18 protein-coding genes and 3 pseudogenes are annotated in these 19160 nt (G+C 29.8%); 14 read left to right on the top strand and 7 right to left on the bottom strand.

Going from position 1 to position 19160, the window contains the following annotated elements:
* Positions 1–61 precede the first annotated feature (61 nt).
* Both KEC48_RS10350 and KEC48_RS10345 read left to right on the top strand, forming a co-directional pair.
* Positions 62–949, top strand: a complete 888-nt coding sequence (locus tag KEC48_RS10350) for a LysR family transcriptional regulator (protein WP_087304961.1) — start codon at positions 62–64, stop codon at positions 947–949.
* Positions 950–970: 21 nt separating this feature from the next.
* The gene (locus tag KEC48_RS10345) at positions 971–1348 is read left to right on the top strand and encodes a DUF3592 domain-containing protein (protein WP_087357321.1); all 378 of its coding nucleotides are present in this window, start codon (positions 971–973) and stop codon (positions 1346–1348) included.
* Positions 1349–1484: 136 nt separating this feature from the next.
* Here KEC48_RS10345 and istB read toward each other — a convergent pair whose 3' ends face one another.
* Together istB and istA are read right to left on the bottom strand one after the other, a co-directional pair.
* Complete coding sequence (istB, locus tag KEC48_RS10340; protein ID WP_087298346.1) at positions 1485–2243, bottom strand: IS21-like element helper ATPase IstB; 759 nt, start codon at positions 2241–2243, stop codon at positions 1485–1487.
* Positions 2240–3552 (bottom strand): annotated as a pseudogene (gene istA, locus KEC48_RS10335) (IS21 family transposase). The gene istB and the pseudogene istA overlap by 4 nt, the downstream one beginning before the upstream one ends.
* A gap of 132 nt (positions 3553–3684) precedes the next feature.
* On the opposite strand from istA, the pseudogene KEC48_RS10330 reads away from it, so the two are divergent.
* Positions 3685–4149 (top strand): annotated as a pseudogene (locus tag KEC48_RS10330) (GNAT family N-acetyltransferase); the annotation flags it as partial.
* 44 nt (positions 4150–4193) lie between these two features.
* Here KEC48_RS10330 and KEC48_RS10325 read toward each other — a convergent pair.
* Positions 4194–4580 (bottom strand): hypothetical protein, encoded by a 387-nt coding sequence (locus KEC48_RS10325; RefSeq protein ID WP_087357322.1) that lies wholly within the window; start codon positions 4578–4580, stop codon positions 4194–4196.
* Between the two features lie 125 nt (positions 4581–4705).
* Between KEC48_RS10325 and KEC48_RS10320 the strand changes: the two genes are divergently transcribed.
* The 11 genes from KEC48_RS10320 (at position 4706) to typA (ending at position 15824) form a co-directional block, all read left to right on the top strand.
* On the top strand, positions 4706–5296 hold the full coding sequence (locus KEC48_RS10320; RefSeq protein WP_087357323.1) for a thymidine kinase: 591 nt from the start codon (positions 4706–4708) through the stop codon (positions 5294–5296).
* Between the two features lie 183 nt (positions 5297–5479).
* Positions 5480–5785 (top strand): pyrimidine dimer DNA glycosylase/endonuclease V, encoded by a 306-nt coding sequence (locus KEC48_RS10315; RefSeq protein ID WP_211962162.1) that lies wholly within the window; start codon positions 5480–5482, stop codon positions 5783–5785.
* A gap of 169 nt (positions 5786–5954) precedes the next feature.
* Positions 5955–6605, top strand: a complete 651-nt coding sequence (locus KEC48_RS10310) for an HAD family hydrolase (RefSeq protein WP_087357325.1) — start codon at positions 5955–5957, stop codon at positions 6603–6605.
* Positions 6595–7314, top strand: coding sequence for a trehalose operon repressor (treR, locus tag KEC48_RS10305; protein ID WP_211962161.1), 720 nt, complete (start codon positions 6595–6597; stop codon positions 7312–7314). The genes KEC48_RS10310 and treR overlap by 11 nt, the downstream gene beginning before the upstream one ends.
* Before the next feature lie 119 nt (positions 7315–7433).
* A complete protein-coding gene (treP, locus tag KEC48_RS10300) occupies positions 7434–9314 on the top strand; it encodes a PTS system trehalose-specific EIIBC component (protein WP_211962160.1) in 1881 nt (626 codons plus the stop codon).
* 2 nt (positions 9315–9316) lie between these two features.
* On the top strand, positions 9317–10954 hold the full coding sequence (gene treC / locus KEC48_RS10295; protein WP_349291059.1) for an alpha,alpha-phosphotrehalase: 1638 nt from the start codon (positions 9317–9319) through the stop codon (positions 10952–10954).
* A gap of 165 nt (positions 10955–11119) precedes the next feature.
* Positions 11120–11806 carry an AzlC family ABC transporter permease gene (locus KEC48_RS10290; RefSeq protein WP_211962158.1) on the top strand — a complete coding sequence of 229 codons (687 nt, stop codon included), beginning with the start codon at positions 11120–11122 and terminating at the stop codon, positions 11804–11806.
* Entirely contained in the window at positions 11799–12113 is a 315-nt protein-coding gene (locus tag KEC48_RS10285) for an AzlD domain-containing protein (protein WP_211962157.1), read from the top strand. The genes KEC48_RS10290 and KEC48_RS10285 overlap by 8 nt, the downstream gene beginning before the upstream one ends.
* 388 nt (positions 12114–12501) lie before the next feature.
* Positions 12502–13158, top strand: a complete 657-nt coding sequence (locus tag KEC48_RS10280; RefSeq protein WP_211962156.1) for a GDSL-type esterase/lipase family protein — start codon at positions 12502–12504, stop codon at positions 13156–13158.
* Between the two features lies 1 nt (position 13159).
* Entirely contained in the window at positions 13160–13894 is a 735-nt protein-coding gene (locus KEC48_RS10275; protein WP_211962155.1) for an alpha/beta fold hydrolase, read from the top strand.
* 106 nt (positions 13895–14000) lie between these two features.
* Complete coding sequence (gene typA / locus KEC48_RS10270; protein ID WP_205090282.1) at positions 14001–15824, top strand: translational GTPase TypA; 1824 nt, start codon at positions 14001–14003, stop codon at positions 15822–15824.
* 370 nt (positions 15825–16194) lie between these two features.
* Here typA and KEC48_RS10265 read toward each other — a convergent pair.
* The 4 genes and pseudogenes from KEC48_RS10265 to KEC48_RS10250 all read right to left on the bottom strand — a co-directional run.
* A pseudogene (locus tag KEC48_RS10265) lies at positions 16195–16347 on the bottom strand (amino acid--tRNA ligase-related protein); the annotation flags it as partial.
* Positions 16348–16910: 563 nt separating this feature from the next.
* Positions 16911–17324, bottom strand: a complete 414-nt coding sequence (locus tag KEC48_RS10260; protein ID WP_205090608.1) for a hypothetical protein — start codon at positions 17322–17324, stop codon at positions 16911–16913.
* 15 nt (positions 17325–17339) lie between these two features.
* Positions 17340–18062: a hypothetical protein gene (locus KEC48_RS10255; protein WP_211962153.1), complete on the bottom strand. Its 723-nt coding sequence runs from the start codon at positions 18060–18062 to the stop codon at positions 17340–17342.
* A gap of 317 nt (positions 18063–18379) precedes the next feature.
* Positions 18380–19054, bottom strand: coding sequence for a hypothetical protein (locus tag KEC48_RS10250; protein WP_211962152.1), 675 nt, complete (start codon positions 19052–19054; stop codon positions 18380–18382).
* Positions 19055–19160 lie beyond the last annotated feature (106 nt).

Here is a 19160-nt window from a genome sequence, read left to right as displayed (position 1 = left end):
TAGATATATGACTATAAATCATAGTATAATATGATTACAAGGCATAAGGAGAAGATGTTATATGGAATTAAGACAATTACAGTACGTTATCAAAATAGCAGAATGTGGCACAATGCTCAAAGCGGCTCAAGAGTTGTATATATCACAATCGGGTTTAACACGTTCTTTAAAAACATTAGAAAAAGAACTTGGTATGGAATTATTTGATCGTATCAACAATCGACTCATATTAAACGAATATGGAAAAACAGTTGTGGAAGAAGGAAAAGATATACTCAATCATGTTGATAAGCTACAGGAGAAAGTCAAGAATCAATATAATCGCAATATGAATATGTTCATTGGTTCTTGTGCCCCGGCACCATTATGGGCTTTGAGATATACGATGAAACGTCAATACCCTGATATGTCTTTTGGATATGAAACAAAGGCTGACGCTGAAGAATTGATTCAAGGCTTCAATGAACATGATTATTCAGCTATTATTTTAGACTATCCAATAAATAAAGAAGATGTTGTTTGTTTTCAAATATGCCAGGAAGTTTTAAACATTTCAACAACATCCCATCACCCCTTAGCAAATAAAAAAACCATAACTTTTGAAGAATTAAACGGTGAAAATTTTTTGGAATATAATAATACAGGTTATTGGCATGAAGTGTGTGTAGACAATATGCCTGATTCACATTTTATTGTACAGGATGATTTGGAATTGTATGGGATTCTTCAAAGACAATCTTCTTTGTTGACTTTTAGAACAAGTTTGACAATACCAAGATTTCATCTCTATGAAGATAGAGTTTATATTCCTATTACGAATCCAGAAGCTACACTGACTTTCTATTTGATATGTCATCAAAATCATTTTGATAAAATTAAAAAGGTACAAGCGCATATCAATGAAGTAGACTGGATACATTATCGTAATGAAGATTTTGAAATTATATAAAAACACAAGGAAAGTTATATTATGATTGTCTTTTGGATTATAGGAATTTTATTTTTCGTTGTAGGGCTTTTATGTTGTGTACCTGAATATGTGAGATTATTAAGGTATCATGGTCGTGTCATAGGAACAATAACAAAAATAGAGGATAATGGACAAAATGCCATAGCTATATTTGAGTATGATGTGGATGGACATCACTATACACAAAAAACGCAATGGACATCAAATGGTGTGTTTATTGTTGGAAAAACATGTGATGTCATCTATAATCAGAAAAAACCTCATCTTTCATATATCAAGAAGAGTGGACAATGGATACGTTGTCTTGTAGGGACATTATTTGTAATTGTGGGAGTGATTGTGCTTTGTTTAGGTTTCTTTTTTCAAAGCATATTATAGATAAAAGATAAGGGGGAATATCATGATTTTAGAAACAGAACGTTTGTATAAATGTCAATATAATTTTGTACAAAAATGATCATTTATGATGTACAATTATGTTCCTGTTCAATATAACTAGGAATACTTCTTAATATTAGGATTCCTCTTCGTTTGGCTTCATATGATCTTTTAACCGATAGGATTTACCCGTTATAGTTACCACATGCGCGTGATGAAGGACTCTATCTAAAATGGCATTTGCCATTACCGCATCACAGAAAACTTCATCCCACTCACTAAAATTGATATTTGTAGTTAATATCGTGCTTCTTTTTTCATAACGTCTATCTATCAGTTGAAAGAATAATTTCGCATCATCTTTATTAATTGGAAGATAGCCAAGTTCATCTATGATCAATACTTTATATTTGGTAAAATGGCGAAGTCGATCTTCCAATCTGTTCTCATTATTTGCTTTCTTCAATTGTTGAATAAGGTCATGACATTTGATGAAATATGTACTATTTCTACGCTTTGCTGCGGCGATGCCTATACTTACAGCCAAGTGTGTTTTACCTACACCACTATTACCTAGAAATACGATATTTTCACAATTCTCAATGAATCTGAGTGTCTCAAAATCCAATATCTGTTGTTTATTAATTGATGATTGAAAATCAAAATCAAAATCCCTTAATTCTTTATGGTGAGGAAAAGCTCCTACTTTAACCATTGATTTGATCATATTCTTTTCTCTATGATCGATTTCTATTTGGGTCAATTTAATCAATCCTTCAGTAAGGGATAGATTGTTCTTAGTTATGTAATCCAATATCTCATCTAAATTTTCATTCATTTGACTTAGTTTCAAATAATTCAGGTTATTTCTTAATTGCATATATGTACTACTCATTGTATATTTCTCCTATCAAATTTAAATTTTCCTTAGCTAGTTGTTTAATTTCATCCGAACTATCTTTAAAACTTACTTCGTATATTTTTTGATAATGCTCTTCATGATAATTGTATTTTGACTGAGATATTTGATGAATTGTTATGAGTTTTGTGTTAAAATGCACATGTATATAATCATCAAATATTTGTAGTTTCACTGTTTTACCAATATATTCTGGTGGTGCGGAATATTTATTTCCTTTATAGGAAAATAAGCTTTGTGAATCTACTTTTACTGGTTTAATGGTGATTTTATATTGATTTCTTATCTTTTCTTGTGGTAAGGGGGATAAGAAATCTTTTTCTTTTTGAATATGAAGCTTCGGAATTTTTCCTATTTCACTGTGCACCTGGCAATTATGCCTTTCATTAATTTCCGTTACTTTTTCATTCAGTTGTGCATAGTTTAATTTTCCATTATAGGCATATAGTTCATCCCATAATTTCATTGGTGCTTCAACTTTTCCTTTACTCCATGGTTTTCCGGCAATACATGGTTTCACTACAAAGCCATAATCATTTGCAAATTGTTGAAACTTCGCATTGACCTTTCCACTCGAATATTCTGTTCTTGCCTCATCCATAACCGTTTTCATATTATCGGTTTTTAAAATGTCAGGCACACCACCTGCTGCTTCAAATGCCTGATCAAGATAATGGAATAGAGCACCTTGCTTTTTTGTAAGCGAAATAAAATTAACTTTATATCTTGAATAGGAATAAACAAGTGCAAAGATATTTAATTCAATAACTTCACCTGTATTTAAGGTATAATGCATATTTTCCTTCCAGTCTAATTGTGCTTCAACTCCCATACCCGTCTCTCTTTTGATTGACTGATGATTTGTAGTACTGTTTCTAACTTTACCATTCACTGTCCTGTTTGTTCTGCCATTAAAGTATTTATCGAATTCCTCATGTTGACTGATCCACTTTCTAAAATGTGAAGCTGAGCATTCTAATCCATGATTATCTTTTAGATACTGCCATAAAACTCTTTTATAAAAGAAAACTTGAGTATTTTGATTGATCAGTAAGTCATATATTATTTGATAAAATTTATCTAACTTACTTTTTCTTTCTCTTTTCTTTGGCTTAGTATAACCATTCATATATTTATCTATCAATCTTCTATCGACACCAAGCTCTCTGGCAATCTGTGATTTATTTATTTTCAATTTTAACTCCTCTACTAATACTTTCAATTTTGGTAAATCAAGCAAGCAATTAATCTCAATACTTGAATTGACTGTTAAATTCATAATCATAATATAACCTCCAATAAAAACTGAATTATTATATTATGTTGAATTGATTTTGTACATTTTTATATGATCATTTTTGTACATATTAATAGTAGCATTTATAGTTTGTTTTTAAGAGAATGAGAACAAAGTGATTTTGATGATTTAGCTCAAATATTACAGAATCCACATGTGATGTATGCTTATGAACATGATTTTTCAAAAGAAGATGTTCAGACATGGCTAGATCGTCAAAGAAAAAGATATAAGGAATATGGTTTTGGATTATGGGCCATGATTTTAAAAGAGACAAATGAAATGATTGGTCAGGCAGGGCTGACAATGCAGCTTTATCAGAATACCCAGATATTGGAAGTGGGTTATCTGTTAAAAGAGGAGTTCTGGCATCATGGATATGCCAAAGAAATTGCATTAAGCTGTCAAAAATATGCTTTTGAAAATTTACAGGCAGATCAGTTATATGCCATCATTAAAGCTGATAATATTTCATCTATCAAGGTGGCAGAGAGTCTTGGTATGAAAAAGGTAGATGAGTTTATGACAGGATATTATAACGGAGAGACACTTCATTATTTATATACAATTGAACGTACAAAATAAAATCAATAAAAAAATGATAGACATCAAAAGATGAATATCATTTTTTATGTGCGTTTATCAAATTGTTGATGGCATGTAGGACAGGTAATAGTAATATTTCCTTTACCTTTAGGAACTCTTAAATACTGATGGCAATGGGGGCATTTTAAATATTTATGTGTTTTACGATATTTCCATTTGTTTTTTTGACGATTAAAGAATTTTCTAATCCCAGTTGTTTTTGATAAGAACCATTCATTTTCTGCCTGTCGTTTATAGATTTGTTTAGAGAACATTCTAAAAAGACTATAAATAATCAAAGCATAGCATAAAAATCCAACATAAGGAACAAATAAGGAAATAACAAACAAAATAATATAACTGATAAACAAAAAGTTACCCAATTGATCGACACCATATCTACCATACATAAAATTTCTTAACCAATTCATTTTTATCACCTGTGCTTTATTATAAAGATGAATTATGAATGAAATATGTACTTCTATAATTTTATAAATGATGTATAAATTTGTGGATATTTATAGTATAATAATTATTCGTGGAGGTTGAAATTATGTATAATCAATATCGTGAAGGTTGGCTGGAAGTCATCTGTGGATGTATGTTTGCTGGAAAAACAGAAGAACTGATTCGTCGTATTAATGTTCTTTCTTATGCTAAAAAAAATATCATTGTTTTTAAACCGGCTATTGATAATCGTTATTCGGAAAAAGAAATTGTTTCTCATGCTGGGACGAAAGTTCCTTGTATTGTGGTGAAAGATTCAAAGGAAATTTTAAAATATGTCAAACCCGATACAGAAGTGATTGCCGTTGATGAAGTCCAGTTTTTTGATAGAGATATTGTTGATGTATGTGAATATCTGGCAGATAAAGGATTACGTGTAATGGTGGCTGGATTGGATAAAGACTTTAGAGGTGAACCTTTTGGTGTTTTACCTGAATTGTTGACACGTGCTGAATTTGTAACAAAATTAACAGCTGTTTGTGCAAAATGTGGTGCTCCAGCAACACGTACGCAAAGACTTGTTGATGGACATCCTGCATCATTTGAAGATCCCATTGTTCTAGTAGGGGCAGTTGATCATTATGAACCACGTTGTCGTCATTGTCATGAAATTTTAAATAAACCACATAAATTTTAAAAGTTCATACTCAAGACATATTTCTCATATATATTAATAGTGTCGAAAGACAAATACGATAGTATTGATTCCCCTCAAATCTATCATATATCCCTAAGAAAGAGATGCAACCCCAAAGCATCTCTTTCACTTTTTTGTATATTTTTTTGTTTGATGCATAATCATATATGAGGAGGGGTTCATATGGATTTATGTCATCAGGAAAATATATCTCAACTATCAAATCAAGAGTTATTCCAACAACATGATTATATTTGTTATTTAAGAGGAGATGGATGGCAAAAAACGCAACATTATGTTTTTGCATACCCTTATTTATATCTTTATACTTTCCATATGTATATTATTAAAGAAATAGAAAACAGGGGTTATAGTGTTAATCCCTTATGGAAAGATTCTTGTTATAGGGGGATTCATCGAGGTTATGAAATATCTTATGTCACATTTGATGATATTGAAATACCTCAACATTTATATAAAGAAAATTAAAGAAAAATGAAATGTTCATATCTAATTCATATTGACAAAGTATATTATGGGTGTAAAGATAATAGAATTCATAAAAACTCCCTTTAAAATATGTATTCTAGAAAGAATCAGGTTTCTGATTCTTTTTTCTTTTTGGAAATCATGTATAATAGATAATGGTGATGATGAAATGAAAAATATTTTATTTGATTTAGATGGAACTTTGACTGATCCTTTTTTAGGTATTACACACTCTGTTGCGTATAGTTTGAAATCTTTTGGTATTGAGGTGCATGATTTAGAAACATTAAAGCCTTTTATTGGACCTCCTTTAGATGTGTCTTTTCAAGAATATTATCATATGGATGAAAAGCAAAGCTGGGAAGCTGTCGAAAAATATCGTGAATATTTTTCAACTAAAGGATTATTTGAAAATAAGGTGTATGATGGAATGGAAGAATTTTTACAATCCTTATCTGATAAACATTTATATGTATGTACAAGTAAGCCTGAAGTCTTTGCTAGAAAAATTTTGGATCATTTCTCTTTGACTCCTTATTTTACTGAAATTTATGGAGCTAGTTTAGATGGAAAACTTAAAAATAAAGGAGATATTATTGCACATTGTTTAAAGCAAGAGCATTTAAATAATCAAGATTGTATCATGGTAGGAGATCGTCAACATGATATTGTTGGAGCACATCAAAATCATATACCATGTATTGGCGTTTTATATGGTTATGGAAATTTAGAGGAATTTCAACAATATCATTGTGATTATATTGTTGAAGATTTAAAGGAATTAAAAGAAATCATAGAGGAATGGGAAAATGTTAAGTAAATATCTGCAAATTTATGAAGATTTGAAACAAAAAATTGAAAAGAAAGAAATTCCATCACATACTTTCTTACCAAGCGAAAATGAACTGATGACACTTTACCATTCATCACGAGATACTATACGTAAATCATTATCTCTTTTACAACAAAATGGGTATATCCATACATCTAAAGGGAAAGGTTCACTTGTTTTGGATCATGAAAAGATTGCTTTTCCAGTTGCTGGTTTAACAAGCTTTAAAGAACTTTCACATACTTTACCGGGAGATGTAATGACTATTGTGCATTGTTTTGAAAAGATACCTGTGACAACTTATTTGAAAAAAGAACTTTATATGCAAAAAGGTGATGTTTATCATATCGAAAGAATTAGAGATATTGATGGGGAAAAAATTATCTTAGATATTGACTATATTAATGCTCAAGTCATACCTCATTTAACAAAAGAAATTGTTCAAGATTCTATTTATGAATATATTGAAAATGATTTGGGATTAAAAGTTTCTTTTGCAAAAAAAGAAATTACAGTCATTCAGGCAAGTGATCAGGAAAAAGAATTATTAGATATGGATGGTTTTGATTTGCTTGTATGTGTGAAAAGTTATACCTATTTAGAAGATGCGACATTGTTTCAATACACGGAATCAAAACATCGTCCAGATAAGTTTAGATTTGTTGAATTTGCCAGAAGATCACATATGGATTATTAGACACGTCATGTGTCTATTTTTTTGTGGAAAAATCATATTTTCTTATTGACAAAGATGTACGTACAAGTTAAAATGTAAGCGAAAACAAAACATGTACGTACAGGATAAGGAGAGAAAAAATGGGAAAGTTTGAAAAGGATGCTAAAGATTTATTAGAGTATGTGGGTGGTAAAGAAAATATTAATGCTGTTTCACATTGTGTCACAAGAATGCGTTTTGTTTTAGTTGATTCTAAGAAGGCAGATATTGATAAAATTGAATCACTACCTTCTGCAAAAGGAACATTTACACAATCAGGACAATTTCAAGTCATTATTGGTAATGAAGTTTCAGAATTTTATAACGATTTTGTTAAAGTGAGTGGTATTGAAGGTGTAAGTAAGGAAGCTGTGAAGAATGCTTCAAAAACAAATCAAACATGGTTACAGAAAATGATGGGAGCATTAGGAGAAATCTTTGCTCCACTGATTCCAGCATTGATTTGTGGAGGTTTGATTTTAGGATTTAGAAATATTATTGGAGAAATTAATTTCTTTAATAATGGAACACAAAGTTTAGCAGATATTTCACAATTCTGGGCTGGAACATATAGCTTTTTATGGTTAATTGGTGAAGCTGTTTTCCATTTGTTACCAGTAGGTATTGTCTGGTCTATCACAAAGAAAATGGGAACAACAGAAATGCTGGGAATTGTGCTTGGATTAACACTTGTATCGCCTCAGTTATTAAATGGATTTAGTGTAGCCAGTACACCGGCTAATCAAATTCCAGTATGGGATTTTGGATTTGCTCAAGTGCAGATGATTGGTTATCAAGGGCAGGTCATTGCTGCCATGATGGCTGGATTTGTTTTGGTATATCTTGAAAAATTCTTTAGAAAAGTCACACCAAGTGTCATTAGTATGATTGTTGTTCCATTTTGTTCATTAGTACCCGCAGTGATTATTGCACATACTGTTGTTGGACCAATTGGATGGGCTATTGGTAATGGTATTGCTGATGTTGTTTATGGTGGTTTAACTTCAAGTTTTGGTGTATTATTTGCTGCTGTGTTTGGATTGGTTTATGCACCTATCGTTATGACAGGATTACATCATATGACAAATGCTATTGATACAACATTAACAAATATGTTTGGTGGAACTATTTTATGGCCAATGATTGCTTTATCTAATATTGCGCAAGGATCAAGTGTATTAGCTATGTCTATTTTACAAAGACATAATGAACGTGCTCAACAAATTAATGTTCCAGCATGTATATCTTGTTATTTAGGAGTTACTGAACCAGCGTTATTTGGTGTCAATATGAAATATGGTTTCCCACTTGTTTGTGGAATGATTGGATCAGCAATTGCAGCAGTCATTTCTGTTGGTTGTGGCGTACAGGCATTTAGTATAGGTGTTGGAGGTTTACCAGGAATTATTTCTATTAAACCAGAATTTTGGGTTTATTTCTTATTAGCTATGGCAGTTGCCATTGTCGTTCCTTTTGCTTTAACAATGATTGTGGGTAAAAAGAAATTAACAGTTCCAACAAAACAAGAAGAAAAAGATTTTATCTCACCAATGCAAGGACGTTTGATGCCATTAACGGAAGTAGAAGATCAAGTTTTCTCTCAAGGATTAATGGGTGATGGTTTTGCAGTTGAATTAAAAGATGGGCAAGTTCTTGCTCCATTTAGTGGTGAAGTTGTCATGACTTTCCCAACAAAACATGCTTATGGTTTAAGACGTGAAGATGGTCTGGAAGTTTTGATTCATATTGGTATGGATACTGTTCAATTAAATGGTGAAGGTTTTGAATCTTATGTTCAACAAGGTGATCAAGTTGTTCAAGGACAGGTTTTAGCTAAAGTTGATATTGATTATGTTTTATCACAAGGAAAATCTGTTGTTTCCCCTGTCGTTTTTACAAGTGGACAACATATTGAATGTCAAGGCCAGGATGTTCAATATAAACAAGAAAATATTTTTCAATGGAAAGGAGCTGATAACTAATGATGACTTTTCAAGATAAAGTTGTTTATCAGATTTATCCTAAATCTTTTCAAGATACGAATCATGATGGATTAGGAGATATACAAGGAATTATTCAACATCTTGACTATTTGCAAAAATTAGGTGTTGATTATATTTGGATGAATCCTATCTTTGTATCACCACAAAATGATAATGGTTATGACATTCAAGATTATTATTCTATTGATTCTCGTTATGGAACAATGGAAGATTTAGAATTATTAATTAGCGAAGCAAAGAAAAGAAATATCTATTTGATGTTTGATATGGTGTTTAATCATACATCAACTTATCATGAATGGTTTCAAAAAGCTTTATCAGGAGATCAAAAATACAAAGATTATTATTTCTTTAAAAAAGGAAAGAATGATAATCCACCAACTAACTGGGAATCAAAATTTGGTGGAAATGCATGGAAATATGTTGAAGAATTTGATGAATATTATCTTCATCTTTTTGATGAAACACAGGCTGATTTAAACTGGAAAAATCCAGAAGTGAGAAAAGAAATGGCAAATATTATTAATTTCTGGATTGAAAAAGGGATTAAGGGATTTAGATTTGATGTTATTAATTTGATTGATAAAGAGTCTTTTGAAGATGACTTTGAAGGTGTTGGAAAGAGATTTTATACAGATCGTCCTTTGGTTCATACTTATCTTCGAGAACTTGCTCAAAATTCTTTTGGACAATATGATGATATTATCACTGTTGGAGAAATGTCAGCAACTTCTATTGAAAATTGTATTGGATATACTAATCCTGAACATCATGAACTTTCAATGGCTTTTAATTTCCATCATTTAAAAGTTGATTATAAAAATAAAGAAAAATGGACATTAATGCCCTTTGATTTTAAAGAATTAAAACAATTATTAAACGATTGGCAATTAGGTATACAAGAAGGTCATGGATGGAATGCTGTGTTCTGGTGCTGTCATGATCAACCACGTGTTTTATCACGTTTTGGAGATGACAAAAATTATCCAAAAGAATCAGCGAAAATGCTGGCAACAACAATCCATATGCTAAGAGGAACACCTTATATTTATCAAGGTGAAGAAATTGGTATGACAAATGCTTATTTTACAGATATTCATCAATATCGTGATGTCGAGAGCTTGAATGCTTATCAGATTTTAAGAGACAAAGGTATACCAGAAGATGAAATTTATCAAATCTTATTAGCAAAATCAAGAGATAATGCACGTACACCAATGCAATGGAATGATAAACCTTATGCAGGATTTAGTGATGTTGAATCATGGATAGAACCAATTTATAATTATAAAGATATTAATGTAGAAAAAAATCTAGAAGATGAAGATTCAGTATTCTATTACTATCAAAAATTAATTCAATTAAGAAAGCAATATCAAGTCATTAGTTTGGGAACATATGAACCTGTATTGTTAGAGCATCCAACACTTTATGCATATAAACGTCAATATCAAGATCAAGAAATCATTGTCTATAATCATTTCTATGGTGATGAAACAACAACTATTGAAGTTGAGGCTTCACAATATGATATTCTATTATCTAATGTAGGGCGTCAAACATTAGAAAATACAATTCAATTAAAACCATATGAATCTCTTGTTTTAATTAAAAAATAATAATGCTTTTAAAAGAAATGCATTGTAAGATGTGTTTCTTTTTTTTGTATAAATAACAAAAATAATATATAATTTTATATTTTTCATGATTAAAATCTATTTTTGTATTTCACAAATTAACTGAATAATGTTAAAATATGAGCCATATAGATTTGGGGTGAAATAATGAAAAGAACAATGAAAGAAGCCTTAATTGCTTCTATTCCGGTTATGATGGGTTATATTGTATTAGGTATGGCTTTTGGTATGCTTTTAGAAAGTAAAGGTTATTCATTTATTTATGCTTTGGCCATGTCTGTTTTTATTTATGCTGGAAGTATGCAATTTGTCGCTATTAATTTATTAACATCAGGAGCAACATTAATAAATGTGGCTATAATGACATTATTGATTAATGCTAGACATTTGGTTTATGGATTATCTATGATTAAAAAATTTGAGGATATGGGGAAGTTAAAGCCTTATATGATTTTTTCTTTAACGGATGAAACTTATTCTTTGTTAGTGAGTGCAAAAACACCAAAAGGATGTTTACCTCAATATTATATGTTTTTTATTTCTTTCTTTGATCAATGTTATTGGGTGATAGGGAGTTTAATAGGAAGTATTGTTGGTTCATTACTAACAATCAATACAACGGGATTAGATTTTGCAATGACGGCATTATTTGTTGTGATTGTTGTAGATCAATATTTAAATTCAACAAAACATCTTTATACTTATATTGGTTTTGGAATCAGTATTGTTTGCTTATTGATTTTTGGTAGTGATGCTTTTATTATCCCGTCTATGATAGGTATTATTTTAAGTTTGATTTATGTATACGAAAAAGGAGGAAAGGGAAATGCATGAGATTATACTGATTAGTATTATTGCAGTTATAACCTTTTTAACCAGAGTTCTACCTTTTTTCATCTTTAAAAATAAATCATATCCTATCATTGAATATCTTGGAGATGTTTTACCTTATGCTATTATGGCAATGCTCGTAGTGTATTGTTTAAGAAGTGTTGATTTACTGAGTGGAAATCATGGGATTTGTGAAATGATTGGTGTAGGAACTGTCATTCTTTTACATCTTATCAAACGTAACACGTTATTATCTATTATTGGAGGAACTCTTGTTTATATGTTATGTGTTCAAATTATTTTCATATAAAATAAATAAGTTTACATTTTTATTGTTTGTGCTATACTATAAGTGTAGTCAAAAGACTGGTAAAGATATAAAGAAAAGGAAGAGCAGGAACTCTTCCTTTTAGCTATTTTAGCTAACTGTTAAAGATATAAATTTAATGAAATGTAGTTTTCACTAGTTTTTATTTAAAAACTTGTATGTAACTACAAGAATTAAATAGAGTATAATTAAATACTCCATTAATATTCCTCCATTAAATCACATCAATACCAGTTTTCCTCCATAGCACACTATTGATAAATGCAATAATAATTATATCATATATAAAAAATCTTTAACAATAAATACATACATTGTTCAAATTCTTTTCATATAAGCTATGTTATAATAGTGATAAGGAGATGGTTGTATGCGTGAAAGTATGAAATATGATACAAATGTTTATCAGTTGAGAGAATCAGTTTTAAAAAGAATGATTCAAATTATTCAACAACAAAGATATATTCAAGACAATAGTATTGTTTTCTATGGGGATTCTATTATTGAATATTATGATGTAGAACATGTTTTTAAGGATTTAGGGCCTGTTTATAATTGTGGTATTGGTGGGATTACTTCTGATATGTTGCTGCATTTTGTTGATGAAGGTGTTATTAAATATCGCCCACGTGAAGTTTTTATATTAATAGGAACAAATGATTTAGGAAATACGATTATGGCAAGTCCTAGAGATATTGCTTTGAATGTTAAAGAGATGGTGGAGATTATTCATTATAATTTACCAGAATGCCAAATTCATTTGTTAAGTCCTATTCCGTGTATTGAAAAGCTTCATGGTTATCAATCAATGCATCAAGGATTAAGAAGTAACGATATTTTACAAATGATTATGCAAGAATATAAACGTATGATTCCTTATGAATATGTTCATTTTATTAATGTTTATGATTCTTTATTTGAAAATGGACAATTAAATGCAAATTGTTTTATTGATGGTTTACATATTAATGAAGATGGTTATCAAGTTTTAACAGAAGTGATTCTAAAAGCCATAAAGGAGAAATGATATGCAAGAGTATTATGAAATGAAAACAAAACGTGGAACAATGAGAGGTTTCTTTCATAAACCACATGCTAATCAGTTTCCTGTATGCCTTATTTTTCATGGGTTTACAGGTCAAAAAACAGGAACAAAATTTTCTTATGTTCAGTTGTCAAGAATGTTAGAAAAGCAAAATATTGGAACTTTGCGTATGGACTTTTTAGGAAGTGGAGAATCAGATTTGGAATTTAAAGATATGACTTTTCAAAATGAACTGGATTCAGCTATTCAGCTTTTAGAAGAAGTTAAGAAAATGGATTGTGTGACAGATATTTATTTATTAGGTCATTCTATGGGTGGAGCCATTGCAAGTGAAGTAGCAAAAAGATTCCCACAGGATATTTCTAAAATGTGTTTATGGGCACCAGCTTTTAATCTACCTGATGCGATTGAATATTTAAAAGGACATGTTGAACAGGCTCCTTATTATGATCATGGTGGTTTTGAAATTTCTCATGAGTTTGTTGAAGATATAACATCGAGAGATTTATATAAGGATTTGGATATTTATAAAAATGATTTAATGATTATTCATGGAACAGAGGATACAACAGTTCCATTTCAAATATCAAAAAAGTATTTAAAAGGATTTGTAAATCCAACTTTTTATCCTATTGAAGGAGCTACACATAACTATGATAATTTGAAACATATTCGTCAAGTTATTCAATTAACATATGATTTTTTTATACAGGGATAAAAACCCTGTATTTTTCGTTATGAATTACATAAAGTGATAAGCTTTTTGTATTGTCTTTTCAATGAATTGTGTTATAATCAAAAAGGCAAAAAAGGAGTGAAAATACATGAATAACATTAGAAATATAGCAATTATTGCACACGTTGATCATGGGAAAACAACTTTAGTAGATCAGTTATTAAAATTATCAGGAACTTTAAAAGATAATGAACAGATTGCTGAAAGAGCAATGGATTCAAATGCGATTGAAAGAGAACGTGGAATTACAATTTTAGCAAAAAATACAGCTATTCATTATAAAGATTATCGTATTAATATTATGGATACACCGGGACATGCTGATTTTGGTGGCGAAGTAGAACGTATCATGAATATGGTTGATGGTGTATTATTAGTTGTTGATGCATATGAAGGGACAATGCCTCAAACACGATTTGTATTAAAGAAAGCACTTGAAGCAAAGGTCAAACCTATTGTTGTGATTAATAAGGTAGATAGACCTGTTGTACGTATTCATGAAGTTATGGATGAAGTATTGGAATTATTTATGGAATTAGGTGCTGATGATAATCAGTTAGATTTCCCAACTGTCTTTGTATCAGCATTGATGGGAACATCAAGTTTAGATCCTGATATTTCAACACAGGTTCCAAATATGGATTGCTTATTTGATATGATTATTAAAGAAATTCCTGCACCATTAGTTGATGAAGAAGGTGGATTGCAATTCCAACCTGCATTACTTGATTATAATGATTATGTAGGACGTATTGGTATTGGTCGTATTCAAAGAGGTAAGGTTAAAGTCAATGAAACAGTTGTTTGTTTAAGAGCTGATGGCACAAAAACACAATTTAGAGTTCAAAAATTATTTGGTTTTTTAGGATTGCATCGTATTGAAATTGAAGAAGCCAGTGCTGGTGATATTGTTGCTATTGCAGGACTTGCAGATATTGGTGTAGGAGAAACAGTTTGTACAATTGGACATGAAGAACCATTACCATTGTTACGTGTTGATGAACCAACAATTCAAATGGTATTTGGTACAAATACTTCACCTTTTGCTGGAAAAGAAGGAAAATTTGTCACAGCCAGTAAGGTTGAAGAAAGATTGTTTAAAGAAACAAACAGAGATGTGTCTTTAAAGATTGAAAGAGTGCCAAATGCTGAAGAATGGATTGTTTCAGGACGTGGAGAATTACATTTATCTATCTTAATTGAAAATATGCGTCGTGAAGGATTTGAATTACAGGTATCTAAACCAAAAGTCATTATTAAAGAAATTGATGGTGTCAAATGTGAACCATATGAAGAAGTGTTTATTGAAGCTCCTGATGAATGTATAGGAAGTATTATTGAATCTTTAGGATTTAGACGAGGAACACTGGAAAATATGGAATCTGATAATGGGATGACAAAAGTGCATTACATCATTCCATCTCGTGGTTTAATTGGGTTCATGACAAACTTCCTCACTATGACAAAGGGTTATGGAATTATTAATCACTCATTCTTAGATTATCGTCCAATGGAAGGAGATTCTGTAGGAGAAAGACAGTTAGGTGTACTTGTTTCTATAGATACAGGACAAACAACAGCTTATGCTCTTGGTGGTGTTGAAGATCGTGGAGTTATGTTTGTTGGTCCAGGTGTAGATGTTTATGAAGGTATGATTGTTGGTGAACATAGTCGTGATAATGACTTGGTTGTTAATGTCACAAAAGGAAAACAATTAACAAATACACGTTCATCAACAAAAGATTCAACAGTTGTATTAAAGAAACCAAGAGTTTTCAATCTTGAAGCTTGTTTAGATTATATTAATGATGATGAGCTTGTAGAAGTTACACCAAAGAATATTCGTTTAAGAAAACGTTTATTAACAGAAAATGAAAGAAGAAAAGCTTATACTAAAAAAATGAATGGATAATGAAAAGAGTTCTTGCTTAAATGATAGTAAGAACTCTTTTTATAATGATAACTAATCTAGTGTTTCGTTTATTTTAAAACAGGGAAAGTTGAGAAATACGATTATTTACATTTTTTGCATTGTGATATAAAAAGTTCGATTGATGAATAGATTGTATAAGTCATTTTCATACATCAAAAAATGTTAATTGTAAAATGAAATTCTATTTTATGATATTTTACCATTGTCTAGCATTTTGGGTATTCACTGTTAAAGGTACCGAAAAAGCGGATATTTAATATGATTCGGTAGTCTTTCGGTGGTCTTTCGGTAGTCCTTTCGGTGATTTATATTTTTTGATCATCAAATTCAAATTATCTTAATTTTATCGCTATTTATTTCTTGGTTTCATTTGTGGGAACAAGATAACTTCTTGGATAGATTCTTGGCCAGTTAATAACATCACAAATCTATCAATACCCATACCCATTCCACCTGTTGGTGGTAATCCGTATTCCAAAGCTTCTACATAATCTAAATCCATTTCAATCCTTATATAATTTTTATATGCGTTTTTATATGTTTTTTTGTGTTATTTCATATTCAAAAACACATGAAATTTTAGTTTTTTATACATATATATTTTAATTTGTATGCCAGAGAGTATGCCAAACTTAAAATGCATATAATCAATGATATGATGCTACTACATTCAATTTGTTCAAATTTTCAATAAAAGAGAGATCATTTAAAGAGAATATAATTAATAAATATACATACTCATCTGTTTGTCTATCATCTATATGATACATAACCTTTAAATTATCAACATCAATTATACTAGGTACTATAGCGAATATATAATACTGCTATTATTGATATACCTATTAGTATATTTATCTTTTTTTATTTCATGATAACAATCCATTTTCTTATAATGTTAATAAGGATTTGATGAATGAGATTAATAATCATCTACAATCCCCGTTTCACGTTGAGTTCCTTTTTTATTAACAACATATTTATTTCTTTGTTCACGTAACACAATCAGACATACGTCATACCAAGTAAAGTAAAACAACTTTAATTTTTTTATTCGACTATTAGCTATATCTTATATGATACAACATATAACTTTTGATTTTGATTAATAATAATTAGTGAAGCATTTTCTTTATTCTTTGTATAATATTCATATTTATTTGAAAAACAAGGTAAGTATTCTTCAGAAATATTTGCTTCCGATGTATATTCTAAAAACATCGTTTCAATTTCTGAATTTTTATTATCATTAAAATCAATTGAAGAGTTATATGTCAAGGTTTCTAATACTTCATAATATATTCCATCGTTATGAAAAGATGGTTCTGGATATTTTTTCAAAATTGAATTTGCTTGGGATTTTAAATTCAGATTCCAGTTATTTTCCAAATAATCATCGTTGTTTTGATTAAAGTAATAAATACCACCTACAAACATTATAATACAAAACAAAATAATCAAAATATTCCTTTTTCTCAAACTATATCATCCTTTTTAATTAACAGTAACTGTAATTGATACATTATACGGAACTATCGATCCATTTTTTTGAGCATTGACCATGGCATCAACAGCCAAACCTTCCAATCCATTATAATCTCCAGAAGCAAAATCATAATAATCGGTCACTTTAACTGTCCTACTGTTAGAACTAGACTTTGTGTATTTAAATCTATGGAGTGCATATTTGGCATCCCCTTCAGAAACAGTAGAAGTACTACTGAATATAGATGAACCACTAGTTGAAGTTCCATTCGCTATTTTTTTGATAGCAGATGTAGATTTTATAACACTTCCATTGGAAGGCTTATATGTCGAATTTTTGTTTGTATTTAAGGTCGATTGCAAAAGTAATTCACGAGATAAATAATATTTTTTGTTTGAAAAATATGCAACTACCATTGTAACGGCAACATTAGGTGGATTGGCATAAGTATTTTTATTTGAAATTATCAAATAGTCATTTAATAATTTCTCAGTAGCAAGCTTTAAATTTTTAAGTTTTGAAATTTCTGATTGATTTGTTTCATAAAGTATATCATTCTCATACTCAGATATTGTTTTTCTTAATTCGAATTCTACATCAATATTTTCTATCACTAATTGAGTTGATAATTTTGAAATTAATTCATCTTGATTAAGATTCTTTGCATGAGATGTTGTTACAACACTAGGTATAATAAGTGAACTTATTAGTAATATTTTAAATAATTTCATAAAAAACTCCTTTTTTAAATAAATTTACGTAACTTTTGATAGTAATGAGATAAATATTTTTTGTAATCGTGTTATTGAACTGATATAATTTTCATATAAAACACCATTGGTACCACCTCCCCCTTTCCACAAATAACAATATTTAAAAATATAATTTATATACTTTCCTTTCGTATATTTTTCATATACAATGTTCTTTTTTTGACTTGATCCTAGTAAAAAACCAATACATAACATTACTAATGAAATAATGATGTAGTATATTTTATTGTTTTTTTTTCATAATTAATTTGGAATCTATTATTTAATCTTATCTGTTAAAAGAAATAAACTTGTTCACAAGCATATGATGCTAAATTTGAGTAATTCTTACATGCTGTACCATTCTTATTTGCGACTGTTATTGATCCACCAGAATTTAGTGTCATTAATTGCGATAAAGCAAATACTTCTGGAGCAACAACTGCATTTACATATTCGTATCTTACAAAAGAATTTGTATATTTTGTTCTTACTTCATATTTGTATTGATATATTTCTCCATACATAATGGCAAAAAATAGTCTAGCAGTTGCTTTTTGTCCATTAGGTAACTTTTCTCCGTTTGGTCCTTTGTAAGTAACTGAAGCACTTTTAGTTATTCCACCTGTTAAGCTCAGTGTAATAGTCGAAGTTGGCTTATAATCAAACTTTGCTGATAATGGAACAGATATTGAACTTGTTTCATCAGTATAACTTGCTACTTGTTTACCAAATTTTCCTTTTATTGCTCGTCTACTGTATAATTTGGTTTTTGTCTTTAATGACCACACTTCTTCGTCCATTCTTGCTTTATTGTTTGAATTTTTTTCTTGTTCAATTCTTTTTCCTACTTCCTCTACTTCTTCTATAGTTGCCTCTCTTGATAAGATATTTTCCAAATCAATATCGTCTTTTGCACTAACACAAACAGTATTACATAGTGTCATACTAATTGCTGCTAATAATACCATAATTTTTTTTTATAAATTTCTTCTCCTTTCAGTATCAAATTTCCATTTTAATTTTAAAAATAGGTTGTATGAGTGAATAGGTTAAAATATATTATTATATTGATTT

It is taken from the genome of Clostridium sp. C1, assembly GCF_018223625.1.
Classification (GTDB): Bacteria; Bacillota_I; Bacilli_A; order Erysipelotrichales; family Coprobacillaceae; genus Allocoprobacillus.
Note: the sequence above shows the minus strand (reverse complement) of the source record. Positions and strands in the feature narration are given on the sequence as shown.

Coding starts and splice junctions, on each gene's coding strand:
- treR (WP_211962161.1), top strand. CDS start 6,595: ATGTTAAGTAAATATCTGCAAATTTATGAAGATTTGAAACAAAAAATT.
- KEC48_RS10325 (WP_087357322.1), bottom strand. CDS start 4,580: ATGAATTGGTTAAGAAATTTTATGTATGGTAGATATGGTGTCGATCAA.
- typA (WP_205090282.1), top strand. CDS start 14,001: ATGAATAACATTAGAAATATAGCAATTATTGCACACGTTGATCATGGG.
- KEC48_RS10290 (WP_211962158.1), top strand. CDS start 11,120: ATGAAAAGAACAATGAAAGAAGCCTTAATTGCTTCTATTCCGGTTATG.
- KEC48_RS10320 (WP_087357323.1), top strand. CDS start 4,706: ATGTATAATCAATATCGTGAAGGTTGGCTGGAAGTCATCTGTGGATGT.
- istB (WP_087298346.1), bottom strand. CDS start 2,243: ATGAGTAGTACATATATGCAATTAAGAAATAACCTGAATTATTTGAAA.
- KEC48_RS10315 (WP_211962162.1), top strand. CDS start 5,480: ATGGATTTATGTCATCAGGAAAATATATCTCAACTATCAAATCAAGAG.
- KEC48_RS10350 (WP_087304961.1), top strand. CDS start 62: ATGGAATTAAGACAATTACAGTACGTTATCAAAATAGCAGAATGTGGC.
- KEC48_RS10280 (WP_211962156.1), top strand. CDS start 12,502: ATGCGTGAAAGTATGAAATATGATACAAATGTTTATCAGTTGAGAGAA.
- treP (WP_211962160.1), top strand. CDS start 7,434: ATGGGAAAGTTTGAAAAGGATGCTAAAGATTTATTAGAGTATGTGGGT.
- KEC48_RS10250 (WP_211962152.1), bottom strand. CDS start 19,054: ATGGTATTATTAGCAGCAATTAGTATGACACTATGTAATACTGTTTGT.
- KEC48_RS10285 (WP_211962157.1), top strand. CDS start 11,799: ATGCATGAGATTATACTGATTAGTATTATTGCAGTTATAACCTTTTTA.
- KEC48_RS10310 (WP_087357325.1), top strand. CDS start 5,955: ATGAAAAATATTTTATTTGATTTAGATGGAACTTTGACTGATCCTTTT.
- KEC48_RS10255 (WP_211962153.1), bottom strand. CDS start 18,062: ATGAAATTATTTAAAATATTACTAATAAGTTCACTTATTATACCTAGT.
- KEC48_RS10275 (WP_211962155.1), top strand. CDS start 13,160: ATGCAAGAGTATTATGAAATGAAAACAAAACGTGGAACAATGAGAGGT.
- KEC48_RS10345 (WP_087357321.1), top strand. CDS start 971: ATGATTGTCTTTTGGATTATAGGAATTTTATTTTTCGTTGTAGGGCTT.
- treC (WP_349291059.1), top strand. CDS start 9,317: ATGACTTTTCAAGATAAAGTTGTTTATCAGATTTATCCTAAATCTTTT.